The 23,145-nt window shown below is 47.1% G+C and carries 16 protein-coding genes and 1 tRNA gene; 5 read left to right on the forward strand and 12 right to left on the reverse strand.

Annotation, left to right across the window (positions count from 1 at the left end; translation table 11 throughout):
* Window positions 1-26 precede the first annotated feature (26 nt).
* Together pgmB and OM978_RS18625 are read right to left on the reverse strand one after the other, a co-directional pair.
* Window positions 27-680 (reverse strand): beta-phosphoglucomutase, encoded by a 654-nt coding sequence (gene pgmB / locus OM978_RS18620; RefSeq protein WP_264343817.1) that lies wholly within the window; start codon window positions 678-680, stop codon window positions 27-29.
* On the reverse strand, window positions 677-3,046 hold the full coding sequence (locus tag OM978_RS18625) for a glycoside hydrolase family 65 protein (protein ID WP_264343819.1): 2,370 nt from the start codon (window positions 3,044-3,046) through the stop codon (window positions 677-679). Before OM978_RS18625 ends, pgmB begins: the two co-directional genes overlap by 4 nt.
* Before the next feature lie 144 nt (window positions 3,047-3,190).
* On the opposite strand from OM978_RS18625, the gene OM978_RS18630 reads away from it, so the two are divergent.
* Together OM978_RS18630 and OM978_RS18635 are read left to right on the forward strand one after the other, a co-directional pair.
* Window positions 3,191-4,405: an MFS transporter gene (locus OM978_RS18630; protein WP_264343820.1), complete on the forward strand. Its 1,215-nt coding sequence runs from the start codon at window positions 3,191-3,193 to the stop codon at window positions 4,403-4,405.
* A 95-nt stretch (window positions 4,406-4,500) separates the two neighbouring features.
* The gene (locus OM978_RS18635) at window positions 4,501-5,439 is read left to right on the forward strand and encodes a ZIP family metal transporter (protein WP_264343822.1); all 939 of its coding nucleotides are present in this window, start codon (window positions 4,501-4,503) and stop codon (window positions 5,437-5,439) included.
* A 16-nt stretch (window positions 5,440-5,455) separates the two neighbouring features.
* Here OM978_RS18635 and ybaK read toward each other — a convergent pair whose 3' ends face one another.
* The 6 genes from ybaK to OM978_RS18665 form a co-directional block, all read right to left on the reverse strand.
* A complete protein-coding gene (gene ybaK / locus OM978_RS18640; RefSeq protein ID WP_264343824.1) occupies window positions 5,456-5,932 on the reverse strand; it encodes a Cys-tRNA(Pro) deacylase in 477 nt (158 codons plus the stop codon).
* A gap of 95 nt (window positions 5,933-6,027) precedes the next feature.
* On the reverse strand, window positions 6,028-7,197 hold the full coding sequence (iadA, locus tag OM978_RS18645) for a beta-aspartyl-peptidase (RefSeq protein ID WP_264343825.1): 1,170 nt from the start codon (window positions 7,195-7,197) through the stop codon (window positions 6,028-6,030).
* Window positions 7,198-7,247: 50 nt separating this feature from the next.
* Window positions 7,248-8,696, reverse strand: a complete 1,449-nt coding sequence (gene yfcC / locus OM978_RS18650; protein ID WP_264343826.1) for a putative basic amino acid antiporter YfcC — start codon at window positions 8,694-8,696, stop codon at window positions 7,248-7,250.
* On the reverse strand, window positions 8,693-10,411 hold the full coding sequence (locus OM978_RS18655; RefSeq protein WP_264343827.1) for a cyanophycinase: 1,719 nt from the start codon (window positions 10,409-10,411) through the stop codon (window positions 8,693-8,695). Before OM978_RS18655 ends, yfcC begins: the two co-directional genes overlap by 4 nt.
* Window positions 10,412-10,502: 91 nt before the next feature.
* Window positions 10,503-13,475, reverse strand: coding sequence for a carboxypeptidase regulatory-like domain-containing protein (locus OM978_RS18660; RefSeq protein ID WP_264343828.1), 2,973 nt, complete (start codon window positions 13,473-13,475; stop codon window positions 10,503-10,505).
* A 266-nt stretch (window positions 13,476-13,741) separates the two neighbouring features.
* Window positions 13,742-14,725 (reverse strand): helix-turn-helix transcriptional regulator, encoded by a 984-nt coding sequence (locus tag OM978_RS18665; protein WP_264343829.1) that lies wholly within the window; start codon window positions 14,723-14,725, stop codon window positions 13,742-13,744.
* Between the two features lie 204 nt (window positions 14,726-14,929).
* Between OM978_RS18665 and OM978_RS18670 the strand changes: the two genes are divergently transcribed.
* Window positions 14,930-15,006, forward strand: a tRNA-Arg gene (locus OM978_RS18670).
* A 292-nt stretch (window positions 15,007-15,298) separates the two neighbouring features.
* On the opposite strand, the gene OM978_RS18675 is transcribed toward OM978_RS18670, so the two are convergent.
* The 3 genes from OM978_RS18675 to hemH all read right to left on the reverse strand — a co-directional run bounded on the left by OM978_RS18675 (window position 15,299) and on the right by hemH (window position 18,750).
* Window positions 15,299-16,120, reverse strand: coding sequence for a hypothetical protein (locus OM978_RS18675; RefSeq protein ID WP_264343830.1), 822 nt, complete (start codon window positions 16,118-16,120; stop codon window positions 15,299-15,301).
* Window positions 16,121-16,224: 104 nt separating this feature from the next.
* Complete coding sequence (locus tag OM978_RS18680; RefSeq protein WP_264343831.1) at window positions 16,225-17,130, reverse strand: hypothetical protein; 906 nt, start codon at window positions 17,128-17,130, stop codon at window positions 16,225-16,227.
* 534 nt (window positions 17,131-17,664) lie between these two features.
* Entirely contained in the window at window positions 17,665-18,750 is a 1,086-nt protein-coding gene (hemH, locus tag OM978_RS18685; RefSeq protein WP_264343832.1) for a ferrochelatase, read from the reverse strand.
* Between the two features lie 287 nt (window positions 18,751-19,037).
* Between hemH and OM978_RS18690 the strand changes: the two genes are divergently transcribed.
* Window positions 19,038-19,748, forward strand: coding sequence for a hypothetical protein (locus OM978_RS18690; protein WP_264343833.1), 711 nt, complete (start codon window positions 19,038-19,040; stop codon window positions 19,746-19,748).
* 34 nt (window positions 19,749-19,782) lie between these two features.
* Here OM978_RS18690 and OM978_RS18695 read toward each other — a convergent pair whose 3' ends face one another.
* Entirely contained in the window at window positions 19,783-21,192 is a 1,410-nt protein-coding gene (locus OM978_RS18695; protein ID WP_264343834.1) for an alpha/beta hydrolase, read from the reverse strand.
* A gap of 319 nt (window positions 21,193-21,511) precedes the next feature.
* On the opposite strand from OM978_RS18695, the gene OM978_RS18700 reads away from it, so the two are divergent.
* Complete coding sequence (locus tag OM978_RS18700; RefSeq protein WP_264343835.1) at window positions 21,512-22,966, forward strand: LytTR family DNA-binding domain-containing protein; 1,455 nt, start codon at window positions 21,512-21,514, stop codon at window positions 22,964-22,966.
* Window positions 22,967-23,145: the final 179 nt, after the last annotated feature.

A 23,145-nucleotide genomic window follows, 5' to 3' on the forward strand; every position in this document is an offset into this window, starting at 1 on the left:
CCGCCCCTACAATTTCCATTGCCTTATCACATTGTCAGCAACCTAGTGAATAAATGCTGATCAATAGCAGAAACTGCAGGGATCACTAAATCAGCCTGAGTTAATGCATGCGGTTCACCAATCCCCAAAGCGTACATGCCAGCTGCTTTAATCGCAGTCACACCGGCTGGCGCATCTTCTACACCAATACAACGCTCTGGCGCTACGCCCAAAGCCTGAGCGCAAGTGAGAAAGATCTCAGGGTCGGGTTTGCCGTTTTTAATCAGATTGGAATCGGCGACGTAATCAAACAAATCCGGAATACACAACTTTTGCAGCACCAAAGCAGCATTTTTGCTGGCGGATGCCAAAGCTGTTTTGACTCCTGCTGCTTTTAAACTGCTAAAAAGTGGCAATACACCGGGGAATAAATCGGCCGGCGACATGGTCTCTACCAGCTTTAAGTACTCTGTATTTTTTTGCTCTGCCAGCATTAGCTTGTCATCCAAACTTAACTGCTTCTGCCCTAGCTGCAGAATAAGCTCCAGCGATCCCATCCGATCAACACCCTTAAGCAGCTCATTATCTGCACGGCTAAATTCGATACCAATCTGAGTTGCCAATTGCTTCCAGGCCAAAAAGTGATATTCAGCTGTATCGGTCAAAACGCCATCCAAATCAAAAATAAAAGCCTGGATCATAATTTCACTCCAGACAAAGCTGCTGACAAGGAAAACATCTGGCTTTGACCTGCCACTAAACTAAAGCGCTCTGTTTGATGCTGCAAAGTTAAATCAGCACCGCTTAACAACTGATAACTCACTTGTTTTTGACTGACTTGTACCTGCAACACCCGGCCTCTGTAGTTGAGTTTAAATTTCAGCTCCGGCCAGGCAGCTGGCAGTTTAGGTTCAAAATACAAACCTTCAGGACGGCTGCGCATACCGGCAAAACCACAAACCACAGACAACCAGCTGCCGGCCATACAGGCAATATGCACACCGTATTCAGTGTTGTGATGGTAGTTATCCAAATCCATCCGCGCTGTGTTGGCAAAAAACTGATAAGCGCGTTCCGTCTGGCCTGTTTCAGCAAAAGCCACCGAATGGATGCAGCTGCTTAAACTGGAATCATGAGTGGTTAACGGCTCGTAATAGGCTAGGTTGCGGGCTTTTAAATCACGATCAAACTGCTGGTCGAGTAAATACATCGCCAGCACTAAATCGGCTTGTTTTAACACCTGATGGCGATAAATCACCAGCGGGTGAAAATGCAGCAACAGCGGGTATTTGTCGGCAGGAGTTGCAGCAAAATCCCATGGCTTTTTCGTTAAGAAACTGTCGTCCTGCGCACTGATTTGTCGCTTGTCGTCATAAGGTAAATACATTAGCTCTGCGGCTTGTTGCCAGCTTTGTATTTCTTCTGGCGTTACACCCAGCCTCACACAAAAACTTTGATAAAACTCAGGGGTTTGGCTAGCAAGCTTTGCCAACACTTCAGCGGTAAAACTTAAATGCAGCTGCGCCATGGCGTTGGTGTAGAAGTTGTTATTGACCAAAGCCGTATATTCATCAGGCCCTGTTACCAGATGAATTTCAAAACGGCCGCTGTGCTTACTGAAAAAGCCCAGTTGCAGCCATAAACGCGCTGTTTCCACCAGCATTTCAGCACCGGCCTGCTGCATAAAAGCCCAGTCATCTGTCGCCAGAACGTAACTTCGAATGGCATAAGCTATGGCGGCGTTAATATGATACTGAGCTGTGCCTGCCGGAAAATAAGCCGAACATTCATCACCGCTGATAGTGCGCCATGGATACAAAGCACCTTTGTCATGCGACATCTGCCGCGCTCTGTTTTTGGCTTGTTCCAACTGACTAAAACGCTGCAACAACAACTGACGGGCAGTGTCTGGCTGGCAAAAACTTAAGGTCGGGATCACGTAAATTTCGGTGTCCCAGAAATAATGGCCATCGTAACCAGGCCCGGTCAGACCTTTAGCGCCAATATTGCTGACGCCATTACGGCCAGCCGACTGCACCAGACTAAATAAGTTAAAACGTAAACCCTGCTGTAGCGCCGGGTCGTCACTGATTTGGATATCTGACTGCAACCAGAAGTCGGCTAAGTACTGCTGCTGCTCTGCCGCCAGCACAGCAAACCCATCAGTGACGGCTTGTTGCAGTACGTTTTTCGCTGCTGGCAATGGCATTTCGGCCTGTTTGGATGCCACCTGATAACTGATGTATTTGCTAAAACTAACAGCCTGACCTTGCTGCAGATGCAGCTCAAACAACTGGGTCAGTAAGTTAGGCTCAATCTGCTGATCCATAAAACGCACATCGTCAGCAAACTGATGCTGAATAGCAGACACCAGCTGAAAATCAGCACCATGCACCTGATGCAGCAAATAACTGCAATCGGCTTTATCTTTGATGCCCTGCTGCGCTACAGGCTTTAAGCTGGTTTCCAGCGCCATCTCACCGACACGAGGATCATCAGGTTTAAATACCGACTTGTACTGGCCATTCAGACAGGATTTTAACAACACAGCCCCAGAGAAATTTTGCGCTGTGACAATCCATTCAATGGCCATCAGTTCAGGGCGCTGAAAACTGACTAAACGGCGGCTTTGCAGTGTCAGTTGTTTGCCGGAAGGGCTGGTAAATAACTGCTCGCGGCTTAAGATGCCGGTGCGTAAATCGAGATATCGTTCACCTGATTGTTCTGCCGACACCGCCAGCCAGTGCCCGTCCAGCGCCAGTTGCAGGCTTTTACCATCAGGCACCTGCAGCATTTTGTCGTTATTTTTAGCAAAACCGTAAGCCGACTCGCCGTACACAATAGGTTCAGAGCTGTAAACACCGTTTAAATAACTGCCTTCACAGCTGGCGCCTGCACTGCAGCCTTCTTCGTAGGTTCCGCGGCTGCCAATAAAGCCATTCGCCAGACTGAATAAGGTTTCTTTTAACATCAGCTGATCGGGGTCAAACTGCTGATCCACAAGCTGCCACTCGTCAATTTCAAGGGCATGGTTTATGGTTTGGCTGGCTACTGCGGATAAAGTCACTGTTCTACCTTCAACTGATCTAAATTGGCTACTATTTTTAATAATACAAGCATTGCAATCGATTGCAATAGCTGTATGATGATTTTCAGACAGGGTAAAAAATCAGCAATAAAAGCTGAAATAAAAACTAAAAAGAGTGCATCTATGCAAAGCATCCGCATCAAAGCAGCCTTGCTGCTGATCTATTTTATTTTCGCCATGCTGCTCAACAGCGTCGGCATAGTGATACTGCAAGTGATCCAGAATTTTCAGGTCAGCAAAGAAGCCGCCAGTGTGCTGGAAGGTTTTAAAGACTTGCCCATTGCCATAGTGTCTTTTCTGGTGGCGTCCGCCCTGCCCAAACTGGGTTACAAAAAAGCGCTGCAAATTGCCTTGTTGCTGATTGCAGGGGCTTCGGTGCTGATGCCGTTATTCCCTTCGTTTGATACCAGTAAGTTATTGTTTTTCTGCGTAGGCGTCGCTTTTGCTTTAACCAAAGTCTCGGTTTATGCCACCTTAGGTTTAATTACCAAAAGCAAAGCTGAACATGCTTCTGTACTGAATTTTATTGAAGGCTTTTTTATGCTGGGCGTGCTGACAGCTTATTGGTTTTTTGCCGCCTTTATGACGGAAGGCTCAGGCAACGGCTGGCTGGATGTGTACTGGTATCTGGCGGGCTTAAGCCTGCTGGCTTTCGCACTGGTCAGCTCCACCGACTTCCCTGCTTTAGAGCTGGACCCACAAAGCACAGGTTTTAACGACTTTATCGCCATGCTGAAACTAACAGCCAAGCCGCTGGTGTTTGTGTTTGTTATTTCCGCCTTTTTGTATGTGCTGATAGAACAAGGCATAGGCAGCTGGTTACCTACTTTTAATAATGAAGTGCTGCATTTACCCAGCCAGTTAAGCGTGCAAATCACCAGTATTTTTGCCGCGTCCCTGGCAGCCGGGCGTTTATCTGCAGGTTTTATCTTACGTTTTATTCCATGGCATCTGCTCTGTAATATCTGCCTGCTGGCGATGGCGGCTTTAGTGCTGCTGACTTTGCCTTTAACCCACGAAATTCAGCCCGATCCAGACGTGACTTTATGGACAGCGCCTTTGTCGGCTTATCTGTTGCCACTGATAGGTTTTTTTATGGCGCCTATTTACCCTATGTTGAATTCGGCCATATTAACCAGCCTGCCACAGCAACAACATGCTGCCATGACAGGTTTAATCGTCGTGTTCTCCGCTTTAGGTGGTACTACAGGGTCTATAGTCACAGGCCATAGCTTTGCCGCTTTAGGCGGACAAACTGCCTTTTACCTGACACTGCTGCCTCTCACCTTATTGCTGTTAAGCAGCAATAGTTTTCATAAACTCAAAGCTGCGGCATAAAAAGCCGCAGTTCGGGCTGCCGCACTATTGCAGTTGGCAGCCTTACTTGCTCTACTGACTATCAGTTACTCCATAAGGACTCACAAGGAACTGTTATGTCGGATCAGGTTCATTCATTGTCACCAAACTCTGCCTGGTTTTCTGAACTCAAACACCACGCTAGCGAACACAAACTGGCTGCTGTAGGTTTAGCTTTCGCTTTGTTTGCTGTGCTGATTTTGCTGGCTCAAAGCATAATGCATTTATCCAACTCCCCTTCTTCTGAAAACTTAAAGCTGGCTTTAATAGGCGGCACTGCTGGTTTTGTTGCTACTACCTTAGGCGCTTTACCAGCTTTGTTATTTCGCAGCTTGCCTCAGGCGATGGAAGACAGCTTATTAGGTATAGCTGCAGGCATGATGCTGGCGGCCAGTGCTTTTTCCTTGTTATTGCCAGGTATTGAAGCAGGCACAGAGCTATTTCAAAGCGACACTTTGGGTGCTTTGGTCGTGGTGTTTGGTATGTCGTTAGGCGTATTGCTGATGCTGGGTTTAGATGCCTTTACCCCACATGAGCATGACAAAACCGGCCCTTGTGGCCCAGGTTTCCAGGCCTGTGATCGCATCTGGTTATTTGTGTTTGCCATAGCCTTACATAACTTACCTGAAGGTATGGCTGTGGGCGTTAGTTTTGCTAATGGTGATATGTCAGTGGGTTTACCTCTGGCAACAGCCATAGCATTGCAGGATATCCCTGAGGGTTTAGCTGTGGCTTTATCCTTACGAGCTGCAGGTTTTAAACCGGGTTTTGCCGTGTTTGTCGCAGCAGCCAGCGGTCTTTTAGAGCCTTTAGGCGCTTTAATTGGCGTAGGTTTATCCAGTGGTTTTGCCGCCGCTTATCCTATGGGTTTAGGTTTAGCAGCTGGCGCTATGATTTTTGTGGTATCGCATGAAGTGATCCCCGAAACCCATCGCAACGGCCATCAGACAGCCGCTACTTTGGGCTTAATGGTCGGCTTTGCGGTGATGATGGTGTTGGATACTACGCTCGGTTAAAACTTAGGCTTAACTCCTAACCTTCGTGTTGACATAAGCTCACCAGCTTAGCTTTCAGGCAAGCCTGCAAATCTGCAGGCTTCAGCCCTATCTCCAATCCTCTTTTACCAGCACTGACATAGATAGTTTCAAAAGCCGCAGCCGATTGATCAATAAAACTGCGTAACAGCTTTTTTTGCCCAAGCGGACTAACACCACCCAGCACATAACCACTACTACGCTCGACATCAGCAGCTGCTGCCATAGCGGCCTTTTTTGCACCAGCAGCTTTGGCCAGCTGTTTCATATTCAGCAGCTGATCCACCGGCACTATGGCGGTGACCAGCTCTTTGCCATCCAAAGCCGCCACCAAAGTTTTAAATACGTGAGCCGGAGCTAAACCCAATTTAGTGGCAGCTTCCAGACCATAAGATTCAGCTTGAGGGTCGTGCTGGTATTCCAAAACCTGATGCGGCACTTTGAGTTTTTTTAGCAGCAAAACAGCGGGAGTCATCACAGCATCCTTCATGTGTCATCAGGCTGCTATTGTGGAAACAAAGGTGCTGAAAAATCAACACCTTTACTTTGATCGATCAATAAAGAATGAGCTCAGAAAAACAAACTGCTGCGCTGCACAGCAACACGGCCATCGGAAAACAACCAGCGGCCTTTCGCCATCACAGCTTTTAACTCCAGAGTGTTTTTATCAATCAGCAATAAGTCGGCATCAGCACCCACCTGCAACTGGCCTTTATGCGGTAGCTTTAAAATACGGGCCGGGTTTGACGTCACTACCCGCAGTGCATCCTGCACTGGCACACCTAAACGAATCGCATCCGTCATTTCTTCGTACAAGCTAGCAATACGGCCTTCACCTAAACCAACAAAGTTGTTCTGCGCGTCAAACATCGGCAAAGAGGCATTAGCGTCAGATGAAAAAGTGACCTGCTGCAAATTCACGCCTGCTTGCACCGCCTGCAACAAGGCATCGGCACATTTAATTTCACCCTGAGCTAAATCCTGAGCCGTGGTGCTGGTGGTTAAGTCGATATAACCGCCTTGAGACACGTAATCAAAACCCATCTGCAGCAACGCCTGATTGCGGTTCATATGAGTCGGATAAAACTGGGTAATAGGAATATCGGTGGTTGACGCCACTTGCAGCAGTTGTGTTATACCTTCAGGTGAAGGCCCAACATGCACACTGACAATACCGGCTTTACCTGAGAGCATACCGCCAACACGGGCCTGCGAGGCCAAACGCGCCAGCTCCTGCACTGTAGGCTGCGACGAGCGGTGATCCGCTATCGCTACTTCACCTACACCAATAAACTTATCGATCAGCACCAGATCCTGCAGCAAATCGCCCATCAGGGTATAAGCCGGCACCTGATAAGAGCCGGTATGGCAGTAACAAGTTAAACCTTCTTCATCCAGCGCATGCGCCTTCGCCAACAAATTGGTTAAAGTGCGGGTGACAGCATCTGTGCCAAGTACACCCACTAAAGTGGTGACTCCAGCTTCAATAGCATCTGTTACTTTTAGCTCAGAGGTGCGACTGCGAAATCCACCTTCGCCACCACCGCCAATAATATGCGCCAGCGAGTCGACTAAACCCGGCACTACATAACAATCACTGGCATCCACTGTTTGCACTATGCTGCCTTCAAGCTCTGCCTGCTCACCTAAGGCAGCAATTTGACGCCCAGCCACTAACAGGTTGGTTTGCCCCAAAGGTTCAGGCGAATAACAGATCCCATTTACTATTCTGGTGATCATAAAAAAATCCTTGTTTAGCAGTCTGATAAATTAAATCTAATAATCTGGCTCTAATAACCAATGGCCACAGCCACACACATAGTCAGCATGCTCATGGCAGTCAGTAATAACCACAGCGGCCACATGGCGCGCAGCCACTGGGTAAACTCAACACCAGCTATGGCTAGCGTGCCCATCAAAGCCGCCGAAGTGGGATAAAACAGATGCGCTAAACCATCACCTAACTGAAAAGCCAGCACTGCCGTCTGACGACTGATACCGACCAGATCCGACAAAGGTGCCATCAATGGCATAGTTAAAGCGGCCTGACCTGAGCCTGAAGTGACAAAAAAATTAAAACCGCTCTGAAACACCAGCATGGCCTGAGCAGCAAACAGCTCTGAGTGACCATTAATACTGCTGGCGGCATAATGCAGCATGGTATTTAAAATGGTTGGATGTTCAGGATTAGTACCGCCCAGCAGCAAAATAATGCCTTGTGCTATGCCCACCACTAAAGCGGCAGGTAACAACTGAGAGGCGCCGGTTTTAAAGGCGTCGACATAATCATTTAAGCTGGCATTATTCAGTTTCAGCACTGTGCCTAAGGTCATACTGACAATAGCCATGACAAAAAACTGCGTAGCGATTTCACGCAGAAAATAGCCTTGAGTTACTACGCCCCAGACCACCCACACCATGCCAGCCACTAAAGTCAAAACGACCAGTGAATGGCCCCAGTGAAACTGATGTTCTATCTGAAAGTTGGTTTCCACATCAGCTTTGCGTCTGAGCCGTTCAGCGCGCCAGATAAACCAGGCTATATAAATCAAGGTAAAAGCCAGCCACATGGCAATACGAAAACCCGAGCCAGATAAAGGCGGCAGGCCAGCAATGCTTTGGGCTATAGCCACAGAAAAAGGGTTCATCCAGGACGTTGCAAAACCTATCTGAGTGGCACCATAAGTGAGTAACACAGCAGTAATAGCGTCGTAGCCCAACATTCGTACCAGCGGCACCAGCAAAATAGCAAAGGCCATCGCCTCTTCACCCATACCAAAAATAGCGCCTCCCAAAGAGAAAAACAGCGCCATCACAGGCAATAACAAACGGGCTTTGTGTTGCATTTTGCTGATCAACAGCTTCAGCAATTCATCGACAGCCCCAGTGCGCAACAGCACACCAAAACTGCCGCCAACCAGCAGAATAAAAATAATCACGCCTATGGCTGAGCCATTTCTGGAGCCTGAGGTCATGCCGTCAAAAAATGCCGTCAGCACACCGGTTTTTTCGCCATCGGCAAATAAAGACACAGCCTGAGGCTCGCCGTTATGCGCAGTACGGTAACTATCGGCCAGCAACAACTGCCGTCCTGTGTTGGTATCCAGAGCTGTATCAAACTGACCTTGCGGCACTATTAAAGTCAGCAGGGCTGAACAAAGTAATACCGCAAAGACAATCAGCAGGGTATCTGGCATACGCCAGCCCGTTGCCTTTATGCCGGATGGCAACTCACTCATAAGTCACCTGCAGACTCATAGGCCACCTGTAGACTCATAGGCAAGCTCAGGTAACGCCAGCGGCCATCTTCGCGCTGACAAGCCTGCACCTTGCCTGGCAAGGCCTGCCAAACCCGGCCATCTACAGCAGAATAAGTATCAGAAGCTACTTTGCTGTTATCTAACAGAGCAGGCGCAGTGCATTGCAGCTTGGCCTGCTGAATACCTTGCTGGAAAAAGGCGGTATCCCCTGCGAGTAAACGGCTGAACTTCATGCCTGATGCAACCCAGCCCGTGGTTTTATCGCCTTGTTTTACAACCTTGCCTTTCGCTTCGCTGGCATCTGCTATCCAGACACCACCCCGGCCTTCGACTTGTAACTGCGCTGTGTCCGGGTCGATAAAATTAGCCCGTAGTACTGTGGCTTCATCCATACCAAAACCAAAATCTGTGTTGGTGTCGACTAGCAAACGTAATAACCGGCCTTCGCGGTTGCGCTCACGAAAATGCGTGTCTGTAACCCCTAAAGTAAAAGACTGCAAACCACCTGCTGCTCTGTAGGTTAACCAGCTGCCATCCAAATCTGAGCTGCAGCTTTGGTGGTATTGGCACAAAGGCGCATTAGGTTCGGTAGCATAAGCACCATACTGCAGCGCTTTTACCGTTTGGCCACCACTGATCATCGGGATCTTTTTCTGTGTATTACCTGACTGCACTGCAGTACCAGCGCTGGAACCAGCAAGTGGCACTCCGGCATCAATACGCTGATGCAATAGCTTGGCTAGTTCAGTAAATTCGCCCGGCTTTTTCTGCAGGCTACGCATGGTCAGCGACTGATCGCCACCGTTAATAAAAATAGCGTCAGCATCCAACAGCAACTGCTTCATCAAATCAGGATTGCGGCACATCTTCTGCTGATAGGCAGCCAGCTCCGGGTAACGCTCAGATCGTTTGTACTGACCATTCCAGCGGAATCTGTCCTGATCCAAAGTGTCACAGTTGCCTGCCTGCACCAACGCAGGTTCTATCGGCAGCCAGACTGCATCAGCACCAGCTGCATTAAAGAGTTGCAGGTAATAATCCACCCAATCCATAGGGCTGTTGGAAGAAGCACTGATCAGCACTAACTTAGGTTTTTGTGCTGTCACTTTGGCAACCTCTGCTGCACCAGAGGCTTTAGCGCGCGCTATTGCACGGTTTTTGGCTGATTGAATAAAATGCTGAAACATCTGCTGCACATAAAGTTCTGTGCCGTCAAAATACACTTTCACTTGAGCTGTGCTGCCGTCTTTGAGTACAGGCCGCTGCTCAAATACATCATCCAGTAAATTCTGCTCGTCGTCTGATAACTCAAAACCCTCAAACTCGTTATACCAGCTGTCTTCCGGCCAGTCTTTGTCTTGCATCTGCTCTAATTTAGTCAGTAGCAAGGGTTTGATCTGCTGCTGTCTGGCTGTTTTATCCGGCCATTTTGGCAGAGCTGTTAATTCAGCAATACGTGTTGCATCAGGTCTGAACACCTTCTGAGTCACGCCCTGATGCTGCTTAAAATAAGCGGCGGCTTCGGCTTGTTTATCCGACGCACAACGTTTGAGTTCCACACTGGAACAAATAGGTTCACCACCACCAAACAGCCAAAGTTCTTTGCCTGAGGTCATTTCAGCGGCCTGAACAGATGCACACAAGCACAACGCCAGAGGCAGCAGGGTTAGTGATTTCTTAGATGGATTTAGCATCAGATTTAATTCCGTTGCGCCAGTTGCTTCAAGCCTGGCTATTTAGAAAAGGCGGACAATCTATAGTCCGCCTTGAGTTTCAAAACTATATTTAAAAGGAGTATCTAGCTGTTAGCCTTACTGAACGTGGGCTCTGATAGTTTTGATCGTTCAGGAAGTTCGGGTTTTGGCCTTCATCTTCCAGCGACAAATCGCCTTTTTCATCGTATTCAGTCACACGCTGGCTGTTCAGCACATTAAATACATTGGCTTGTAACAGTAAACCTTTCACCCATTGTGGACGGTAGGAGAAGCCTAAATCCACAGTGTAAGTCCATGGCGTGCGGCCAAACTGGCCTCTTTGGGTCAGCTCCTGCTCACCATCAACATTGCGGCAATACAGGCTGGATGCAGCATAACGTTCAAAGACTTCATACTCATCTTCATCGACGTCAAATGGTGCATAACCAAAACAGCTGACCGGACGACCGGATTGCACCAGCAGGTTAGCCGATACTTCCATTTCTTCGTTCAGCTCGTAGCCACCAAACAACTTAAAGGTATGGCGTCTGTCATTGGATAAATAGCCGTCTGTACCATCAACAAATACTTTATGGTCAAAGTCGTTGGTTAAACCCGGCGACTCAGATTCCAGCCAGCTGTTGACTAAACCTTCGCTGTTACCCTGGCTTTTTGCCCATACATAGCTGCCTTGCATATACCAGCCGTTGTCGCTGGCACGTTCGAAGTTAAACTCCAACGCCTTGTAAGTACGTTTGTAGTCCGCCAGTTGCAGATAAGAATTTGGCACAGTCACCCGTTGCAACACGCCATCCCCTGCAACGTCCATATCCATTTCCAGATCTTCACCCGGGTTTAGGATCATACAAGTGGCCAATGAATCCGGATCAAAATCCTCAAAACCCTGATCTTCAGCAAAGTCGATAAAGGCCTGACGACCACAGTAGTCATCGACGCCGTTTTTCACTTCACGGTAAATAAAGCTGACACCACCAGTCCATAAGTCAGATAACTCACGCTGATAACCCAAAATTAATTCGTCCTGCAGCATAGGCTCTAAGTTCGCCGAAGCCACAGTGGCCGGATCCGGCGAGCTGTTGCGACCGCTGGTTAAAGTATCGCCCAGCTTGTCGCCTAACTGCACAGGTGCCTGAGTGGTTGGGTCGACCACACCGTCATACAGATAATATTCAGTGGTGACATATTGCCAGTTCGAAGCACGGATATTGGTGTTGGCCGCAATAGGGATATAATAACGACCAGCGTTGGCATACAGCTTAGAGCTGGCATCCCCGTCCACGTCCCAAACAAAACCTAAACGTGGCGCTATCATGTCACTGGCATCGACAAAAGACACACCATCAGCATTGAGGTTGTCAAAAGACTCACTGCGAATACCGGCGTATAACATCACTGTATCTGTGACGTAAAAGCTGTCTTCTAAATAAAGCGCCGAGTTTTTCACTTCATAGCTGCCTGACGGCGAAGTACGGGTACGTTTGCGCACTACATGAGCATCAGCCGGAATATCAACACCGTTCCAGCTGTCTTCAAAATCGACCGGTGTATAACGGCGGTAGAACACGCCACCTGAATATTCAGCACCGGCAATACGGGACGTGAAGGTTTCGTCGTCGTAGCCAAAACGTAAGGTATGTTCACCAATACGCCATTCAGCATCTAAACGCAGCGCTTTACGCTCGTCGTTGTCAGGGCCAAATTCAAGCGAACGCACGTCGATATTGTTCCAGCAACCCACATCTATTACATCGTCTGTGTCCTGATCGTAAATATCCACTAAAGGACAATCATCGCCCGCCAGCGGATCTGGCGTAATGTAACCTGAGTCGTTAGTTAAACGCCCAACCAAAACACCTACTGTAAAATCTTCAGTTAAATGACCTGTGTATTTACCAATCAGAATTTCGCCGCCATTACGTTCGGTGTAACGCACCCGTTCATTGCCATGCTGACCGGTGAAATAGCTATCGTCCGGGTTCAGGTATTCTGTGTAGTCGGTTTCTTCTACATTACGAATACCTGTCACTTCCAGAATATGGTTGTCGGTAATGTACCAGTCGAACTTAGCCAGGCCATTAGGTGAGGTGTTTTCACCTGCAGTGCTGCGATCACTGCTGTATGAATCAAAACTGTCTTTTTTGCCTTCCAGCAAACCATAAAAAAACAGCTTGTCCTGCACAATAGCACCACCACCGGACAAGCTATAAGACAACTCATCTTGCTCATCTGCCGAACGGTAAGCCGAGTAATAACTGCGCTCGCCTTCTTCACCGCTACGGCTGACCACATCACGACCTGATGCTGCTAAATCGGCAGGAGACCAGACAGTTGAGCCATTAAATTTCCACTCGTTGGTACCACGTTTGGTGACTATATTGACCACACCACCTAAAGCGCGGCCATATTCAGCACCAAAACCACCGGTTTTCACTTCCTGCTCGCCGATGGCGTCAAAAGGCACACGGCCATAAGATAAAAAAGTACGGGCATTGGTGACATCAAAACCATTGATGTAGTAGCCGTTTTCAGCCACTGAAGAGCCACCAAAAGAAGCCAGCTTGCCAAAACCACTGTCGCCCCGCACTGTGCCGGGCGCTAATAAAGCTACATCGCTGATATCACGACCTACAGGTAAACGTTCCATCTGAGCGGCAGTAAAGACAGTGCTCGACTCCACGGAAGAGGTATCAATAGGGCTGATGGTCGAACCTACCACTGAGATACGTTCAGTAGGTTCTTCGCTGAAATTCACCGGTGTACCAGTGCCTATAGCGACATTCACTTCACGGGTCACGCCATTGGCGACCACCTGATAACGACCACTGGGTAACTGGGAGAAATTAAAACGGCCACTGTTGTCTGAGGTCAGTTCGCGTTTTAAACCTGTTTGTAAGTTTTTCACCGAAATAGTCACACCCTTTTCGGTCTGACCAAAAATAGAACCTACGGATAAATCGGCATACGCCATATTCTGGCTAAGGGCTGCGGTAATTAGCGCAGCCAAAGCGGAACGGCGCAGGCATTTCAGCTTCTGTTGTGTCATGTTGTTAACTCCGGCTTGTTGCTACAGGTCCATGTCCGCCTGTGATTATTATTTTTATAGGGTCTGTCTGGTAACAACCGGCCTCTGTGTGCCTTTGCTATTACTGCCCTGGTCTGGTTTTGATTTCACTTTGATAATAGAGAGTAAAAGCCAAAGCTTATATATCCTGTTGGGGGTAGAAGCAGGTGGTACAGAACGGATAGACAGATACAAAGGCTACCCAGAAAGCAGTAGTTTATTTTTTAAACACTGCTTATCAATGAAGCTTAGTGACGATGGCTTTGCTGGTAGAGTTCTAATGGATCGGTATTCTCTTCAGGCCGGGCAAAAGGAATACAGTTGATAAATAACGAAAACAGCTCAGCCTGTGAGCCAATTTCCAGCTTACGGTAAATATTCTTGCGGTGAATTTTCACTGTGCCGTCTGAGGTATTTAGCTTCTCAGCCGTTAAAGCCGACGAATAGCCACGCAGCATATAAAGCAGCACATCACGCTCTCTTTTAGTCAGCAAAGAACTGGCAAAATGACTTAGGGTACATTCCACCTGCTGGTGAGTTTTATCATCCGGATTGGCCAGCGGCAAAGCAGCCGCCAGTTGATAATGTTTAGTTAAAGCTTCAGATAAAATCGGCAACACCATATTCAGCGCTGTTAAATCGGCGGCAGTAAATTCACTGCTATGGATATTACGCTGCATAAAAAACACCAGCGCCGAGTCCTCATCAATACGCCACAACACATCAATAGAATCGGCCACACCGGTTTTGGAATAAAAGGTTTCGTAGTATTCACTGGAGTAAAAATCATCAGGCGCCACATCACGCAGCCAATAAGCTCCGGTAGGACAACCCGCTAAAAACAGCCGGTACTGAGGGTCAAGCGCATAAGGCCCGGTGGAATAAATATCAGCCGACACTTTACGGTCAACAGGGTTAAAACGATGCAATAAACTCAAAGGCTTACGCTGCCGGTAAAACACCAGCACACCACAGGAATCGGTAGGACAAACCGCATCCAGCACATCCATCACTGCAGTACTAAAATCAGTCTGGCCTAAACAGCGCCACAGGCCAGAAAATGCAGCTATCACCTTGTCATCAAACATCAGCCCCAAAGCAGGCCGATACACTTTACCCTTTACTGGCTCCATACCCACCTCAACCCCAAACCGGACGTCCAACGCCAGCACACCACACTTTTGTCTGACCTCACGCTGTTTTGCAGTGAAATCAACATCTTCCCATGCCACTGAAAGTTACATATTTTTGGCAGCCACACAAGATGACAAATAGGGAATTGTGTTGCCTTTGGGACAAAGCCACAGGATCTGCGCTGAAAGCAGCTGTTGAACAAGATGTTGGTTAATTTTTAAGCCCTCAAACCGCAACGACAGAATTAGGCCAAATGCTGGCTGGACAATAACCACAAAGCCCCATAAAATGGCCGCCGTTGCGCACCCGTAGCTCAGCTGGATAGAGCGCTGCCCTCCGGAGGCAGAGGTCCCGCGTTCGAATCGCGGCGGGTGCACCACAAAACATCAAAACCACCTTTTCAGGTGGTTTTTGTGTTTTTGGCACCCTGTCCGATTTGAACGCGCCCGTTCGACAAAAACGTCTGGAACGTTTTTGGACAGCTTTAGCTGGCCTGCAAGGCAAGCTCCCCCGAGGATTGGGTGAACACTCCTAGCAGTTGCGCGATGTAAATCAGTGCCTTAGCTGAAAAGCGAGGCCTTTTTTATGCCTAGAAGAAAATTTTATAGCAGATTTATAGCATGTCTTATAGCTGATACTCTTGGTTGATTATCCTCTACCTCTGCAAGCGTTTAATTGTGCATCTGCAGCCATTTGATTAAAAGTTCGTCTTTAGTAATAACGTTACCATTAATAATTTGCTTAGTTTTTGATTCTCTCTCTTTCAGCTTAACGCCTAGAGACGGATCTAATTCAATCAGTATCTGCTCTGCTTGAAATTGATATCTGTTAAATGCTTCTTCTGGCGAGGAAATTGTAGGTGCGCTATCCATCATATAAACCATCGAATTTAATGTACTTCTCAGATAATGCTCTAAATTAACTATAAGCATTTCTAGCCTGTCTGGAGTTGCAGCATTGTGAATAATGGCGTTTCGAGTGCGATATATCCTATGAATTTGCATTTCTACTTTTGCTCTATGCTTTTGAATTTTTAGGCCAAGTTTGTAAGGTGTTTGACATAATTCAATTAGCTGACTGAATCGATATTTCGCATATGGGTGCTGGGCTAAACGACTATTCAACTCGTCGACTGTCGCTTGTGACTTTAAAGTGCAGTAGAGTTCCGCTAGGTTTAGCGTTCTTAGGTCAACCTCCAGCCCATCGATCAGGAATGGCTCCCACTGAAGTGCTTTTGCTACACCTCTTAAAGCAAATAATTGTTTAACTGGGTAGTCTAACCCTATGCAAGGCAAAACCGAGTGTATTACGTGAGCATCGTGAGTAAGGCTCTCATTAGAAACCCCCAAAGTTAGAGACTCTAAAGCTGACCAGAACGCTGTAAAACGACTCTCAGGCGTTCCATCTGTCAATACTCCATTTCTAAAGAACCTAAAGGCTGAACTGACCTTACGAACTGTATGTATCTCAGCATTTTTATACAACTTGGACATAGTTCTTATATATAGAGAAAATTCATCCAAGCTGAGACGGTCAGATGCATTAACAAGTTGTTTATCGAAATGTGGCAGTATTTTAGTCTGTTCGTTACCATTTTCTATGGTAAATGCTCGGTATTTTTTTCTATTTTAATCTCGTCTCGTCCCATCATGTATGCAATAACATCCAGCGCTCCGTATAGCTCTGACTCCGCAATTTGGCGAGCGGCACTGAATGAAATTGCTGTAACGACTATGTCTACTGACACCATGTTATTTTTATCAGATGGGATTTGTTCGAATCTGCAATTTTTGAACTCAAATGACTGTCCAGCACCTTCAATAAGTGAATATAAGCGTTCACTGATTAGTCTCAGAGTGATGGTTATTTGACGCTCTCCTGCTGTAATCTTCTGAGTGAAAGACTGGAATTGATTTTGAAATGTATCAGTTCTCTCTCGAAGATAGTTCCGTGATAGCAAATAGCATTCAGAAATCGGCATTCCCAGTGTCGAAAGTGTGCTTATAAGTAAATTAGTTGTACTGTAAATTTCACCCAAAGTATCAGTGTCGTGCTTCTCACCGCCAAGGAGTCTGTCACGTAAAGCATCAATTGCTATTGCTCTATAATTAGAGAGGATTTTTTCTTTAAGCTGAGTGAGAAGACTACTAATCAAAAAGCGTTTTTTTTCGATAGGGCTACTATTGTGATCTTTAAGATCTTTATTGTCACAGAGGGATATTATTTGGCTTGTCAGCTCCTTAAACCCTGCATCAGTAAAGCACAAATCAGACTTAAGAATTTCTAGCAGTTCTGTCATCACATGACTGCGCTTATCTGCAGCCTTGTGTTTATCGCCATGAGTATATAGTTCAAGTAGTTCAATGGTTGCGTTTAAAGCGTTATTATAAGTAACTCGGTCAGAATCTATGCTATGTAAGCTAGTTAAGCTTGACCAGCATTCGATAAAAAACAGCTGCTGAGTTTGAAGACCTTCTCTTTGGATTCTGGAATCTAACCGCATTCTTGTCCTACACTCGAATTCTGTTATACTGTTTAACAGATTAACTTATTAATACAGTGATTTCCCAATAAATCACTGTTACTACAGAAAAAAACGGTCTCCCCTTCTGACTGAGGCTAGTCCCGAGAAGGATCGAGACCAACCATTTAAGGAGGAGCTTTAAGAAAGCTCCTCCTTTTTTTATTTGCAATTCCCACTCAAGCTAATCCATCTCTTAATTAGTGCACTTATTTACAGAACTCCAAGTGAAGGCGAAAAAGCACAAGCTGTATACTCCAACCGCCATTGGCGTAGGCGTGTAATGATAGTTTGCCCTGCATACGAAATACCTTTTAGCTTTAGGGTAATCAGTCTAACTTCTCTTCTAGATGAGTAGCAGCTTCAGGAACGTTTGTGAACGTTTTCTCTTACGGAGACGACCCGAAGCGCCGAGTACTCCGGCTGCGTCACCACAAAACATCAAAACCACCTTTTCAGGTGGTTTTTGTGTTTTTGGCATTCAATCTCTTCTGCCGTTTCAACAATCCACTTAACCTACCCCGGATACTTCTCCACCCTCAACTGCTCAGCCCGAACCACACGTTCAGCATCAGCCTCTACTTGCCAGCCGTGCAGATTGTCTTTAATCAGCTGACAGAGTGCATCGATATGAGCGGGCTCGGCATTCAGTGCTGTGATGTATTCGTAACGCTCACCACCAGCATGTAAGAAATACTCCTTATTTTCTTCGCCAATTTCTTCAATAGTTTCCAGACAGTCAGCGGCAAAACCGGGGCAAAATACCTGAACGCTTTTTACGCCTTGAGCTGGCAACGCCTTTAAGGTTTCATCTGTGTATGGTTTTAGCCATTCTTCGCGGCCAAAACGCGACTGGAAAGTAGTGAGATACTGATCTTTCGTCAGCCCCAACTCCTCAGCAATTAAACGCGAGGTTTTGTAGCATTCACAGTGATAAGGGTCGCCATTGAGTAAATAACGTTTTGGGATGCCATGGTAAGACAAAATCAGTTTGTCGGCCTGAGCATGTTGTTGCCAGTGCTGACGAATTTTCTCAGCAGCGGCACGAATAAAAGGGGCGTAGTCAGGATAATGCGAGATAAAACGTAAATCAGGTAACCAGCGCCGACGCATAAAATTAGCGGCCAGCTCATCGAAGGTCGAAGCTGAAGTAGAACCCGAATACTGTGGATACAAAGGCAACACCAGCAACTTACGCACGCCCTGAGCGAACATTTTATCCAGCACAGTATCAAAACTTGGGTTGCCATAACGCATGGCAAAATCAACCACCACATTCTGCATGCCTTGTTGCTGCAGCTGGGCAGCAATAGCATCACTTTGCGCCTGGGTATTAAACAACAGCGGCGAGCCTTGTTCGGTAAAGACAGTGGCATAAGCTTTGGCCGAGCGACGTGGCCGGAATTGCAATATCACGCAATTTAAAATCAGCCACCACAATAAACGCGGTACTTCCACAACACGCGGGTCTGATAAAAACTGCTTCAGATAACGCTTCAGCGCCTTAGGAGTTGGCTCATCAGGTGTGCCTAAATTAGTCAGCAAAATGCCAATTTTGTCGTTTTGCTTATGATCATAGTTGGGGGTGTTGATATAACGCATCGCAGATTTATTACTCTTCTGGCTAAGTGAACTTAGTTTACGTCAATTCGATGTAAAAGGTTTACCAGAAAAATCAGCCGGATAAGCATTTTTCGCAGAAAACTCTGTGCCGCACAAGTTTTGGTTTAGCTTCGATAACTTCCACTGTTTTAGGTTAAAACAGTAGATAGTGCATGTCTTTGTAAAATGCAGCGAGAAACACTCAGGGATAAACCAGAGCAAGCTCGTACTTTCCAACCAGCTTTGTTATGTTGTGGTTTTCACTGCGGGCAGCGGTATAAAGCGGCATGAAGCATTATCAGATTGACAAAGTAAGCACTAAAAACTGGCTGAATGCACTGGAAACAAGCCAGATCACCGAGCTGATTGGCAGCAGCTTTAAAGGCGTGGATAGTCAGGCTTATTTTCAGCGTTACTTTAATAATCCAGCTTTCTATCAGCGTTGTGTAAGGCTGTTTTATCAGCAGGATCAACTGGTTGGCTACTGCTTGCTGACCTTTCGCAAAAACACTGACAACAGCATAGTGATGGGTGCATCGGCCGCTTTTCTGGCCAGCTACAGAGGCAATAACAACACTTTTACCTTTTCATTTTTATGGGCGCTGAAAACCTGGCTAAGCCATATCAATCACAACCTGTATTACCTCGACACCATGCTAAGCCCGGCCATGTACCGCGCTATGGGTAAAAAAGTCGCCTTTATTTACCCCAACCCCGCCATGACAGAAACCGAAATTCAGCTGTATCAGGCCCTAGTGCCTGACGCAGAGCCAAGCCAGTGGCGAAACCTCGCCTGCTTAAAAACCGTAGGCCGCTCCACCAATTACAGTGACGACGAAGTACAAAGCTTAAAAGCCAGCAACAAAGCAGAAATTGCCTTTTACTGCCAGCTCAACCCCAGGTTTTCAGAAGGCAGCGCCTTGCTGGTGTTAATTCCTGTCAATCTGAAGCAAATTGTGTGTACGCTCTGGAAGTGGGCCAGTGGCGCAGTTCGTTAAACTGCGCCAGTTTTTATCGGCCAATAAGGCTTAACTAATCCGCCACAAAAGGCTTCAGTTCCACCTGAATTTCTTTGGTACTCACTTTGTTTCCTTTTAAGAAGTCTTTAATCACTTCGGTCACTTTAGGTGACGACATAAACAAGTTATGTCCGGCATTCACCACCATCACCTGAGTTAAATTGGTCAGACCCGCTGTGGCTTCTTTTTGGCTTTGAATATAAGTTCTGCCATCCAATGTGCCTGTCAGCAGCAAAGTTGGCACCTTGCTCTGAGGCAGAGCGCGGAATTCATCGCCCAAATCTAAACCTGCAACCGCCTTGTTCAGCTGTGGCATAGGGAAATTCAGCGCTTTACCTAACAAGGCAGTTTTCGCCTGTTCATTCACCAGCTTTAACCGCGGCTCTGTTATACCAGACGCAATATCCATCGCAAAAGACATCACACGAAAAGAGATCGGATCATCAGTGATATAACCTTGTTTCAAAATAGCCATTAACACGTCGGTATTGCCTTGATCCAGCGTTTGATACAGGCTGAGTAACATAGGCACTGCACGGTCTGGATCGGCAATCATGGCTGACGCAAACCCTTGCAGATGACTGCGCTGGAACAGCAATTTAAACTCGCTGCCATCTTCTTGTGGAATGCTCAAAGCAAGAGGTTGTTTTTCCAGTTTGGCATGCACACGGCGGATCAGTTGTTTGACATCCGGATAGGCTTTGGCTGCAGCAGGTTGCTGGTTAATAGCTTGCTGCAAGCGGTCAAAATACTCATCGGTACGGGCCGGATATTTCACGGTTTGATCCAGGCCTTCAGCGCTGGCGATCACCACTTTATCAATATACTGTTCGATGTATTTCAGGCTGGCCAGCGCAAGGTGGCTGCCATAGGAAATGCCCCACAAGGTAATTTTATCGGCCTTAAAATGCTGCCTTAAATCATTCAAATCCTGCACACTTTCTTTGGTGGTATAACCCCAGACGTCCACGCCTTTTTGGGTCCAGAATTCAACGCATTCTTTGGCCGCTTTTTTATAAAGCTGTTCGACTTCGCCGTCAGTGAAGACTTCAGTGGCTGGTATTTTGTGGCTGGACACACATTCAGGTGTGATATCCGAAACACCGGTGCCACGCTGATCCAGCGCTATCACATCACCAAACTCACGTAATGCCATAAAAAGCGGAAAACGAAAGTTAGGATGTTTAGCGGCTTGAATACCAGAACCACCAGGGCCGCCGGAAAGGTAAATAATAGGCGAACCAGCCTGTTTTCCTGTGGCCGGAAACCGGATGTATTTCACCGGAATAAGGCGGCTATTTGGCTTAGAGCGATTTTCAGGCACCTGAATACTGCCCTCATAAGCAGCTACTTTTTGGCCGTCATTTTCAAACACAATACTTTTTTCATTGGCAAAGACCGTAGGTTGAGTTGTGCTTGCCATCGAAGAGTGCGTGCAACTCAGCAGCAAAGTGGTTATGGTAACTAAGTATCTGAATTTCATATGTTGATTCCCTTTATTTTCATCGCTCGGTTGAAGCTAACCAGCCCTGACTATTGCTGCTTCTGGCTGAGTTTGCAGCTGTTAATCTACTGGCGGCAGGGCTTTTTCGGTGAAGGCCGATAAGCGGTATCAAAGGGTCTATAAGCGGTGATGCTAAAAACGAATAGATTGTAGAGAGGCTGTTCTGAACTATTTACTACTGCTACTGAAATGCTTAGCGCTTGTTGCCATCTGTTGCTGCAACGCGTTGGCTCAGACCGTGATCCCCATTAGCCATAACGAAGTTATAGTTTGCCCTGTCACCACAGACAACGAGACGCCACCGGCATTTAATGAACCGGGATGCAGCACAATAACGGCCGCTGAAATAGACCCCCAAAACAAGGCGCTGTGGCTAAGGGCTAAGCTTGAACTGCCGGACCAGGTGCTAAAAAACGACCAGCCTTATGCCATTTATGTGTATGCCAAAACGTCCAGCCGGGTGTTTTTTAACGGCCACTATCTGGGCCAAAATGGCACACCCAGTCTGTCGGCCAACAAAGAATTTGCCGGATTAATGGACACCAGCTTTTATCTGCCGCCGGCTTTGTTAACGCAAAAACACAACGAACTGATACTGCAGCTGTCGTCGCATCACGGCTTTTTGCAGCTCAAAGCCCCCATTCACTTTATCGGGCTTGGCTCTTATGCATTGCAAGCCGATTCAATCTGGCAAGATAACTGGATATCGCTTATTCCACTGGGCGCGCTGATGATGGGCGCCTTGTATTTTGCCGTATCCAGCTTTAACCCCTATCGCAGGCAGTCTCATTTGCTGTTTTTTCTGATGGCGTTTTTCGCCGCCAATCAGCTGCTAGCCGAATTATCCCGCTATATGTTTAGCTATGCCTACCCTATGCACGATGTGCGGCTACTGCTGATTGTGTCTTTAGCGCTGGGCTTTGGCTGCTGCCTGTGGGTTTACAATGTGCTCAAGTTTGCAGAGCAACATCGCGGTCTCTGGATTGGCGGCGGAATAGCCTTAACTCTGGCTGCTGTGCTGCTGGTTCCAGGCTTTGACACTAAAACCTCTATGGCTATTTTGATGCCAGCGCTGCTTTCCACACTGCTTATCGCCTATCGCTTAACTCAACAGCAGTCCAAAAAGTTATGGTTATTTCTGCTGGTGTACAGCCTGCTCAGCGCCGCCATCCAGCTTAGCCTGGGCCGTTTTCACGACAGTGTGTTTTATTACCTGATAAGCTTAGTTTTAGGCTTTTTATTTGTGCAACAGGCACAGGAACTTAGTAAAGAACAAGCCAGAAGAAAAACCGAAGAGCAGCAAGTGGCGAAGCTGCAACTCAAGCTGGATCAGCTAAGCCAAAAACAAACGCCGCATAAACTAAAAATCAGCAGCGCTGGCAAAGTCGAATTTGTCTCCACCGACACTTTGGTGTACTGCAAAGCCGCAGGCGATTACACCGAACTGTTTTTCAGCGACCAAAAACCCATACTTTACAGCGGCAATTTAAAAGAACTGGAAAGCCAGCTACCCAGCACTTTTTTGCGGGTGCATCGCTCCTACGTGGTGAACACCGACTGCATCGCCGCCTTAGAAAAATCCACAGCCCAGCAAAACACAGCTGCCAGCACAGGTTTTTTACTAATGAACAACGGCGAGCAAGTACCAGTTAGCAGAAGAATATTGCCTATGGTTAGGAGTGCTTTGGGTTAACTCCGGGCGTTCAGACAGGAAGTGCATTTGTGCACAACAACCCACCTTGTTTCTCATTTATCTGACATTTTGAGATTCAACCCGGTTTGATGCGTATTTGTGATCCACAACTCAGCTCGTACAGGCTCAAAGTGGCCCTGCTGTAGGCTTGTTCCGGAACATCCAGAAAGGTAAGCGGG

The sequence above is a fragment of the Rheinheimera sp. MM224 genome, from assembly GCF_947090785.1.
GTDB lineage: Bacteria > Pseudomonadota > Gammaproteobacteria > Enterobacterales > Alteromonadaceae > Pararheinheimera.